This is a genomic window from Candidatus Avelusimicrobium alvi, from assembly GCF_958451995.1.
GTDB classification, from domain to species: Bacteria; Elusimicrobiota; Elusimicrobia; order Elusimicrobiales; family Elusimicrobiaceae; genus Avelusimicrobium; species Avelusimicrobium alvi.
Genome location: NZ_CAUDSG010000023.1, coordinates 19,296 through 27,385 on the forward strand (window position 1 = coordinate 19,296; position 8,090 = coordinate 27,385).

Here is an 8,090-nt window from a genome sequence, read left to right on the forward strand (position 1 = left end):
GTTGTTTTTTCTAATAAAAAAGGCCGCCGGATTATCGGGCGGCCTTTTGGTCTGTACACAACAAATCTTACCGGCGTTTCATCACCGCCTGCTGCAGTTCTTTAATTTTGCGCTTGGCCATCGGCTCGCCTTGTTTGGAAGCCAGAAAATAATACTGCAGGGCCTGCTTGTCGTTTTTCTCCACGCCTACGCCGCGTTCGTACATATCGGCGGTGAGGGTTTGGGCGATGGGGCTTTTGTCGTCGGCGGCGGCTTTCATCACTTCAAAACCTTTGGCTTCGTTTTTCTCCACGCCTATGCCGTTTACGTAGCATACGGCCAAATTCACGCGGGCTTCAAAATCCCCCTGTTCGGCGGCGGCCTGATACCAGCGGAATGTTTTGGCGGGGCTTTGCTCGCACCCGTGCCCGGCGTTATACAGGCCGGCCAGCGCGGTCATGGCGCGCACATGGCCGTTTTTGGCGGCGGTGTCAAACCAGTTAAATGCCTGTACGTAATCCTGCTGTACGTGCTTGCCTCGGTAATACAGGCGGCCCATTTCGTATTGGGCCTGCGGGTCCCCCTGCGAGGCTTTAAGAAGCGTCTGTTTGAACGGGTTGTGCATATACTTGCGCAGGAAAAAAAGCGCAATAGCCAGCACAAAAATGATGGCAAACCCGGTGCGTGTTTCAATAATTTCCATTAATAAAGCTCCTGTTCGGCCGGCGGTGTTTCGGGCTCCAAGGCTTTTTGGGCCCACTCTTTAGCCAGCCGGCGGCTGGCGGGAACGCCGATTCCTTTTTCGTAAATTTCCGACAGTCTTTGCTTGGCTTGCGTCAGGCCGTTTATGGCGGCCAGCCGGGTCCAGCGGAAGGCCTGGTAATCGCTTTGCTCCGTGCCGTATCCCTGGGCGTACCATTGGGCAATCTGCCACTGGGCCGGGCGGTACTTCTGTTTGGCGGCGCGCAGCATATATTCAAATGCGAGGCGCGGCCGCTGATACGTGCCCGTTCCGTCTTGGTAACAGCGCGCGGCCAGGTATTGGGCGCGGCGGGATTCCAAATCGGCGGCTTCTTTAATCAGTTTGAACCCTTCTTCCGGGTTTTCGTCCAGTAGCTGTGTGCCCAGCTCCAGCATTGCGCGCGGCACGTGCCGGTCCGCCGCGAAGCGCAGCCAGCGGCGCGCCTGCTGCGGGTTTTTCTCACAGCCGCTGCCGTTTTGGTAGGCGCGGGAAAGCTCAAACGCCGCAAACGCGACACCGTCATCCGCCAGGATATAGAGCCTGTTAAAAGCCGCCTGGCGGTTTTGTTTGACGCCCTGGCCGTGCATCAGCATAAACGCCTGGGCGTAGGCGGCGTAGTCGTCTCCGTGTGCGGCGGCTTTTTTATAATACTTATACGCCTTCTTATAGTTTTTCTTGGTGCCGCAGCCCCGGTAATACAAATCCGCCAGGTCCGCTGCTGATTCGGTATATCCGGCCTTTACTTCCGCCCGCACCTGTTTAAACGTCTTTCGTTCGTATTTCTGCTGGAGGCGTTCCATTTCGGCCGCGGCCTCTTCCTCTGTTCCAGCCTGCAGGCCGCAGCATAAGACCGGGAGGAGAAGCAGAAACGCGAGGATTTTTTTCATTTGGTTTTAACCAGTTTTTTGTTTTCAAGGGTGTATACGCCGTCCGCGTAATCGGCGGCGTGTACGTCGTGCGTAACCATCAGCACGGTGAGGCCCTTTTCCCGGCTCATCCGGGCGAAATCTTCAAATACCTGCTGTTTGCGCGCCGCGTCTAAATTGCCGGTGGGTTCGTCTGCCAGCAGAAGGGCGGGCTCGTTGCGAAGCGCGCGCGCAATGCTGGCGCGCTGTTTTTCGCCGCCCGAAAGATCCGCGGGCAGTTTGTGGCTGATGCTTCCCAGCCCTAAATTTTCCAAAAGTTTCTGGGCTTTGGCGGGGTTGGGCTTGCCGCGCATCAGGGCCGGCATATCCACGTTTTCCAGAAGCGAAAATTCCGGCAGCAGGCCGTCAAACTGAAACACGAAACCCATTTTTTTAAGCCGCAGGGCCGAACGCGCGGACTCACTTCTGAGCGCGGTGATGTTCTGCCCGTCCACGCGGATGACGCCGGAGGTGGGTTTGTCCAGCATGGCGATTAAATTAAGCAGCGTGCTTTTGCCCGAGCCGCTGGGGCCCAGCAGTACGGTGAATTTACCGCGTTTGACGGTAAGCGTTACGTCTTCCAGCACGCACAGGTTTTCTTCGCCCTGGCCGTAAATTTTGGTTAAATGTTCAAGTTCAATCATATCATCCGTACCGTATGGCGTCCGTGGGGTGCACGCGCGAAGCTTTCACCGCGGGGTACAGCCCCGCCGCAAAGCAAATCAGGCAGCTTCCGCCCACTACGGCCAATACATCCCCCAGCTGTATGCGCACGGGGACCTTGGTTAAATAGTAAATATCGCCGGGGAGTTCCACGATGTTAAACGTGGCGATAATCCAGCACAGCAGGAATGCCAGCAAAAGCCCCAGCACAATGCCCAACGCGGCGATGACCATGGCTTCCCACATAAACACTTTGCGTATCATCTGCGGGCTGGCGCCCATGGCGCGCATGATGCCGATGTCGCGCAGTTTTTCGGTGCCGAGCAAAATCAAATTGCCCGCAATGTTGAGCGACGCCACGCCGATAATTAAAAACAGGATGATAAACATCATCGTTTTTTCCAGTTTTAACGCCGCGTAGAGCGTGCTGTTAAGCTGTGCAAACGTGCGGACCGAGTAGCCGCGGCCGATAACGTCGCGGATTTGTTCGGCGGCTTTTTCGGCGTTGTTGATGTTATGCAGTTTTACGGCGATACCCGTGGTGCCTTGTTTGAGGCCCAAAAAATCGCTTGCGTGGCTGAGGGTGGTGTAGGCGATTGTGTTGTCAAACTCATAATATCCGGTGCGCAAAAGGCCGCTGATGCGGAATTTTTTCATTTTGGGGAACATCCCGGCCGAGGTGGAAATGGACTGCGGGGAAATAAGCACCACATCGTCCCCGACGTCCGCCCCCATATTGGCGGCCAGCTCGCTGCCCAGCACTAAAGGCGGCGGCGCGTCCTGTTCCCAGTCCGGCGTGAAAGAGCCTTCAATCACCGAATCGGCCAGCGTGTTGATTTTTCGCTCCTGTTCCGGGTCCAGCCCGCGTACGATAAGCCCTAAACTCTGCCCCGCGTAGGTGATGATGCCCTGGCCGTAAATATGCGGCGCGGCGGCTTCCACCAGCGGGAGCCGTTCAACGGCTTCTATATTTTTCTTGTAGGTGGCTTCGTTCATCCGGCCAAAAATTAAAATATGGCTTTGCGCGCCGATGACTCTGTCTTTAATATCGGTTTGAAAGCCGTTCATAACGGATAAGGTGGTAATCAGCGCGGCCACGCCCACGCTTACGCCCGCCACACCGATAAGCGTGGTGATAAACGCAAACAGTCCCTGGCGGCGGGTGAGGTAGCGCACGGCAATAAATCGTTCAAATTTCATAGGTAGTTATATTTTACTTTATATAGGGAAACTTGTCTTAAAAGACGTGTGTTTGGCGGGGCCTTGCCGGCCGTGCAGACTTTACGGTGCTTGGCAACATTGTTTAAACAGTGTGGCTCCACTAGTCGGATGTACCCGCATAGAAAGCCACCCCCTGGAAGGGGCCTTGACGCGTTTTTTTTTTTTGATAAATTGGGAATATCAACTTATATAAATAGGGGGATATATCCCGTGCAAAAAAGTCTCGGATTTACGCTTATAGAGCTGTTGGTGGTGGTTTTAATTATAGGTATATTGTCGGCTGTTGCCCTGCCGCAGTATGAGAAAGCGGTGGAAAAAAGCCGGATAACTGAAGCGTTGAGAACTATTAAAGTAATTGAACAACAAATTGACTTATATCTCATGCAAAATGGGTGGCCCCGTCGAACATATGTTGACTATAAAGACTTTGCTTCTATAGATTTGACAGGTGGGGAATGGGATGATGCTTATGCCTCTTTTTATACAAAAAATTGGGGATATTTAGATATTCGCTTACGCGATTCTGTATTTATTACCATTGAACGGCAAAGCGAAACAATGAGATACGATTTAACAATTTACAAAGAAGCAAATTCAGATTGGCAGCGAACTTGTGTCACACAATTAACAGAAATCGGACGATATATGTGCCGGATGTTAGAGAGTTCTGGTTGGACGTATGTAGATAATGAATTATAAAACGGCCCCGGAGATTACCGGGGCCGTTTGATATCTAGAGCCGGAAGCGCGCCCGCGTTATTTGGCCGCGGGAGCTTCTTTTTCTTCCAGTTTTTTAAGCGTCGGGAACAGGATGATTTCGCGGATGGAATCCTGCCCGGTCAGCATCATAATAATGCGGTCAATGCCGATGCCCATGCCGCCCGTGGGGGGCATGCCGCTTTCCATGGCTTCAATATAATCGGCGTCCAGGATGTCGGCGTTTTCGGCGTCCTCGCCTTTGGCTTCGGCTTTTTGGGCGGCCTGGTCTTTCAGGCGCGCCAGCTGGTCCGCCGGGTCGTTCAGCTCGGTATACGCGTTGCCGAGTTCCTGCCCGTTGACGAACACTTCAAAGCGTTCCACCAGTTCCGGGTCGCCGGGTTTGGTTTTGGAGAAGGGGCTCACGGCCGTCGGGTAGTCCAGCGCGATGACGGGGTTGTGGTACTCCGCCAGCAGTTTGCCTTCAAACAGTTCGTCAAAGATGGCGGAGTCCGAATCGTCCTTGCCGAATTTTACGCCCTGCTCTTTGGCCACTTCTTCCAGTTTGGCGCGGTTAAATTTGCGGCCGTCTAACACTTCGTGGATGTCGCGCCCGAATTTTTCTTTCCACGCTTCGGGAATGTAGAGGCGTTTGTAGGGCGGGCGCAGGTCCACTTCGTACCCGCGGAACTGCACTTTTTCCACGCCGATGGCTTTGGCGGCGTTGCCCAAAATTTCGTCAAACAAATCGGCCATGGTATTCACGTCCCCGTACGCCTGATAGAGTTCCATCATCGTAAATTCGGGGTTGTGGGTCGTGTCAATGCCTTCGTTGCGGAACATATGCCCGATTTCATAAATCCGATCCATCCCGCCGATGATTAAGCGTTTGTGGTACAGTTCCAGCGCAATACGCATAAAAAGCGGCATTTTTAACGCGTTGTGGAACGTTTCAAACGGCCGCGCGATGGCGCCGCCGGAATCCGGGTTTAAAATGGGGGTTTCCACTTCCAGAAATCCTTTTTCGTCCAGCGTTCTGCGGATGGAGGAAATGATTTTGGCGCGTTTAATAAAAATATCTTTCACGTCTTCGTTGGCGATTAAGTCCAAATGGCGTTTGCGGAAGCGCACCTCGGTATCCTGCAGGCCGTGGTATTTTTCCGGCATGGGGCGGATGGCTTTGGACAGAAGCGTCAGGCGGGTGGCTTTGATGGTTTTTTCGCCCGTTTTGGTTACGAAGATGTGGCCGCTGACGGATACAAAATCCCCCACGGCGATGTGTTTTTTGAAAAAAGCATAGGCGTCTTCGCCCAAATTGTCTTTGGCGATGTAGAGCTGCACGCGGCCCGAAAAATCGCGCAGGTGCGCGAAAGCGGCTTTGCCCATCAGGCGCAGCTGCATCAGGCGGCCGGCGGTAACGGCTTCGGCTCCTTCGGCCATTTCTTTGGCTTCCCGGCAGGAAATTTGTTTTTCACAGCGGTTGGGGTAAGGCGTAACGCCTTGTCGGCGGATTTCGTCCACTTCGGCGTAACGCTGGGCGATGATTTCATCCAGCGCGTTATTGCGGGGCTGTTGCGTATTTTCGGTGGTTGACATCTGTTAAAACCTCGTATATGGTATTAATTATATTTTAGCAAATTGGGGCCGGGGTGAGAGCGGAACCGGCGGGAATGGTACTTGCGGCGGAATAATTGATACAATAAAGCACGGGGGAATCCTGCGGTTATGAAAAAAAGTACGATTTTGGTTTTTTTGCTGGTGGCGGCGCTGTTGACGGGCGGCCTGTATTTCCGGTATCACGGGAAAGAAACGGACGCGCGCGGAGCGACGCGGCTGATGCGCTCCATTGAGAGCAACGCCGAGCTGAAAGATACCGCCAAGCTTATTGAAAAGAGCAACGACGTCAACGTGCGCGACAAATCCGGCCAGACCGCTTTGTTTTATGCCGCCCGCCACGCGCAGGACCCGCAGGTCATCCGGGATTTGCTGACGGCGGGCGCCAATTTGCATATAGCCGACAATATGGGGCAGACCTGTTTGATGACCGCCGCCCAGTATAATCCGAATGTGGAAGTGCTGGAAGAGTTTACCAAAAACGGCGCGCATGTAAACGCGGCCGACGCGGCGGGAAACACCGCGCTTTTGCTGGCCGCGCAGTATAATACCGCGCCCGTGATTAAATCGCTCCTGCGCGCCAAGGCGGACCCGGACGCCGCAGGCCCCGACGGCCTGACCGCCGCCGAAGCCCTGGCCGCCAACCAAAAACTCAGCGAGCAGGAAAAAACCGATTACCGCCAGGCCATGCTGGTGCTTTCCATTCTGCGTCCGATGCGCTGACATCCATTTAATACAATGCAAAAAGCCTTCCCAAGACGGGAAGGCTTTTTAATGGATAAACGGCGTTCTGTCCGATACATCGTGCGCGGGGGCCGTAAAAACCTCCCGGCGGGGAGGTTTTAAACAAAGCGGTATCATTCAAGCGGCAGATAAGGCCGGAAAATAAAACCGTTTTGCGGGGTTAGGCTGATATCGCCCCATTGGGGGACGCCTTCAATTTCCAAAAGCGCGCTGACGCGGCGGATTTGCGGTACGGGTATGTCTGCCGCCGCAATCACGCCCGCGCCCACCGGGTTGGCGGTGGTGGCGATAGCGGGATTGACTTGAATGACCACGGGCACGCGGTCCGTGCCGCCCACATCGCGCAGGGCGTAGCGGCTGGCGCGTTCGGGGTCGGAAATGAGACAAATGGATTTGGTGTTTTCCGGGCAGCTCTCGCGGAACATTTCCATCAGTTCTTTGCTGGGATAATTAAATACCTGAAAATCGCTGTGGTGTTCGCCGGAGTCGCGCGAGCGCAGGCCGTTGGTCAGAATGTTTTGCAAATCGGACGAAGATACGTTAATCCCCCGGTACAGCGCGCGGGGACTGGTGAAAGGATAGGCGGGCAGATGGTCCGGGCCGGACGGATGCGCCGCTTCCAGCCGGGCGACGGCGAAGCTTTCTTCGCTGAGTTTCGGCATCGGATAATACGTTGGTTTTGCGCCGCGTTTATAGAGTTTTTCAAGCGCTTTGCGCTGGCTCATCCCGGCCAGTTTGGTCATAACCGCATAATAATTGCGTTTGGTCCGGTCGCTCATGGTTTTGGGGGCCGCCGGAAGAGCGGAACCGGCGTGCGGTTGAGAAACAAAGGCGGTTTGCCGGGCCAGGCTGCCCGCCGCGGCGGAGGCGGCTGAAGGAACCCGTGCGGCGGCTTTGGGAGCCGCAGTCGTTAAACGGACGACGGCTTGGCCGGAAGTGCTTTTGACGACCTCTTCCACAACGGGTTTCCACTGCGCGTGGAGCGGCGTGTACGCCAGTGTAAAAACGACGGCAAGCCCGAAGAACCGTTTAAATGTTTTCATATTCATATCATAACAGAAAAGAAGGAAAATGCCATAGGTCTTAGGGCCCAGCCCGCGTGGGCCTGGGGAATACGGGCCGCCTTTTACTTTAGAGGCCGGCGCGGTTTATATCCATAAAAAAACCGCCTGTAAAGGCGGTCGGAAAGCTGGTTCCGGGACTAGGACTCGAACCTAGAATTAATGCTCCAGAGGCATCCGTGTTACCATTACACCATCCCGGATTAACATAAATATTTTAGCACATTTTTTTGAAAAAAGAAAAAATTTTCTTTTTTCGTTCTCTTTTCCCTGCGGGCTTGCGAATTTGTTATAATAGAATAATCTTTAGCGCCTATAGCTCAATCGGTTAGAGCAACCGACTCATAATCGGTGGGTTCCAGGTTCAAGTCCTGGTGGGCGCAGTATCTGTAAACCCGCGCTCGGTGCGCGGGTTTTTGTATCTGTTGAAAACCCCCAGCTAGGCTGGGGGTTCAGTAAAGGTTA

Annotated in this window: 8 protein-coding genes and 2 tRNA genes; 3 read left to right on the forward strand and 7 right to left on the reverse strand. The window is 54.2% G+C overall.

Translation table 11 applies throughout. The features are described from left to right. Positions 1 to 67: 67 nt before the first annotated feature. The 4 genes from ACQY36_RS05455 to ACQY36_RS05470 are packed head-to-tail and all read right to left on the reverse strand — an operon-like array spanning position 68 to position 3,489. Entirely contained in the window at positions 68 to 682 is a 615-nt protein-coding gene (locus tag ACQY36_RS05455) for a tetratricopeptide repeat protein (protein WP_428078206.1), read from the reverse strand. After that, on the reverse strand, positions 682 to 1,608 hold the full coding sequence (locus ACQY36_RS05460; RefSeq protein WP_428078208.1) for a tetratricopeptide repeat protein: 927 nt from the start codon (positions 1,606 to 1,608) through the stop codon (positions 682 to 684). Before ACQY36_RS05460 ends, ACQY36_RS05455 begins: the two co-directional genes overlap by 1 nt. Beyond that, positions 1,605 to 2,270 carry an ABC transporter ATP-binding protein gene (locus ACQY36_RS05465; protein WP_428078210.1) on the reverse strand — a complete coding sequence of 222 codons (666 nt, stop codon included), beginning with the start codon at positions 2,268 to 2,270 and terminating at the stop codon, positions 1,605 to 1,607. The genes ACQY36_RS05460 and ACQY36_RS05465 overlap by 4 nt, the downstream gene beginning before the upstream one ends. A 1-nt stretch (position 2,271) precedes the next feature. Further along, complete coding sequence (locus ACQY36_RS05470; RefSeq protein WP_428078212.1) at positions 2,272 to 3,489, reverse strand: ABC transporter permease; 1,218 nt, start codon at positions 3,487 to 3,489, stop codon at positions 2,272 to 2,274. A gap of 231 nt (positions 3,490 to 3,720) precedes the next feature. Here ACQY36_RS05470 and ACQY36_RS05475 point away from each other — a divergent pair, with 231 nt between their 5' ends. Next, positions 3,721 to 4,209, forward strand: coding sequence for a type IV pilin protein (locus ACQY36_RS05475; RefSeq protein ID WP_428078214.1), 489 nt, complete (start codon positions 3,721 to 3,723; stop codon positions 4,207 to 4,209). Between the two features lie 57 nt (positions 4,210 to 4,266). Here ACQY36_RS05475 and lysS read toward each other — a convergent pair whose 3' ends face one another. Further along, positions 4,267 to 5,802, reverse strand: coding sequence for a lysine--tRNA ligase (lysS, locus tag ACQY36_RS05480; protein ID WP_428071923.1), 1,536 nt, complete (start codon positions 5,800 to 5,802; stop codon positions 4,267 to 4,269). Positions 5,803 to 5,931: 129 nt separating this feature from the next. Here lysS and ACQY36_RS05485 point away from each other — a divergent pair, with 129 nt between their 5' ends. Further along, a complete protein-coding gene (locus tag ACQY36_RS05485; protein ID WP_428078216.1) occupies positions 5,932 to 6,543 on the forward strand; it encodes an ankyrin repeat domain-containing protein in 612 nt (203 codons plus the stop codon). Between the two features lie 134 nt (positions 6,544 to 6,677). Here ACQY36_RS05485 and ACQY36_RS05490 read toward each other — a convergent pair whose 3' ends face one another. Together ACQY36_RS05490 and ACQY36_RS05495 are read right to left on the reverse strand one after the other, a co-directional pair. Beyond that, on the reverse strand, positions 6,678 to 7,607 hold the full coding sequence (locus ACQY36_RS05490) for a hypothetical protein (protein WP_428078218.1): 930 nt from the start codon (positions 7,605 to 7,607) through the stop codon (positions 6,678 to 6,680). A gap of 147 nt (positions 7,608 to 7,754) precedes the next feature. Next, positions 7,755 to 7,828, reverse strand: a tRNA-Gln gene (locus ACQY36_RS05495). 106 nt (positions 7,829 to 7,934) lie between these two features. Between ACQY36_RS05495 and ACQY36_RS05500 the strand changes: the two genes are divergently transcribed. After that, positions 7,935 to 8,008 (forward strand) — tRNA-Ile (locus tag ACQY36_RS05500). The last annotated feature ends 82 nt before the right edge of the window (positions 8,009 to 8,090 follow it).

Coding starts and splice junctions, on each gene's coding strand:
- ACQY36_RS05460 (WP_428078208.1), bottom strand. CDS start 1,608: ATGAAAAAAATCCTCGCGTTTCTGCTTCTCCTCCCGGTCTTATGCTGC.
- ACQY36_RS05455 (WP_428078206.1), bottom strand. CDS start 682: ATGGAAATTATTGAAACACGCACCGGGTTTGCCATCATTTTTGTGCTG.
- ACQY36_RS05465 (WP_428078210.1), bottom strand. CDS start 2,270: ATGATTGAACTTGAACATTTAACCAAAATTTACGGCCAGGGCGAAGAA.
- ACQY36_RS05485 (WP_428078216.1), top strand. CDS start 5,932: ATGAAAAAAAGTACGATTTTGGTTTTTTTGCTGGTGGCGGCGCTGTTG.
- ACQY36_RS05470 (WP_428078212.1), bottom strand. CDS start 3,489: ATGAAATTTGAACGATTTATTGCCGTGCGCTACCTCACCCGCCGCCAG.
- lysS (WP_428071923.1), bottom strand. CDS start 5,802: ATGTCAACCACCGAAAATACGCAACAGCCCCGCAATAACGCGCTGGAT.
- ACQY36_RS05490 (WP_428078218.1), bottom strand. CDS start 7,607: ATGAAAACATTTAAACGGTTCTTCGGGCTTGCCGTCGTTTTTACACTG.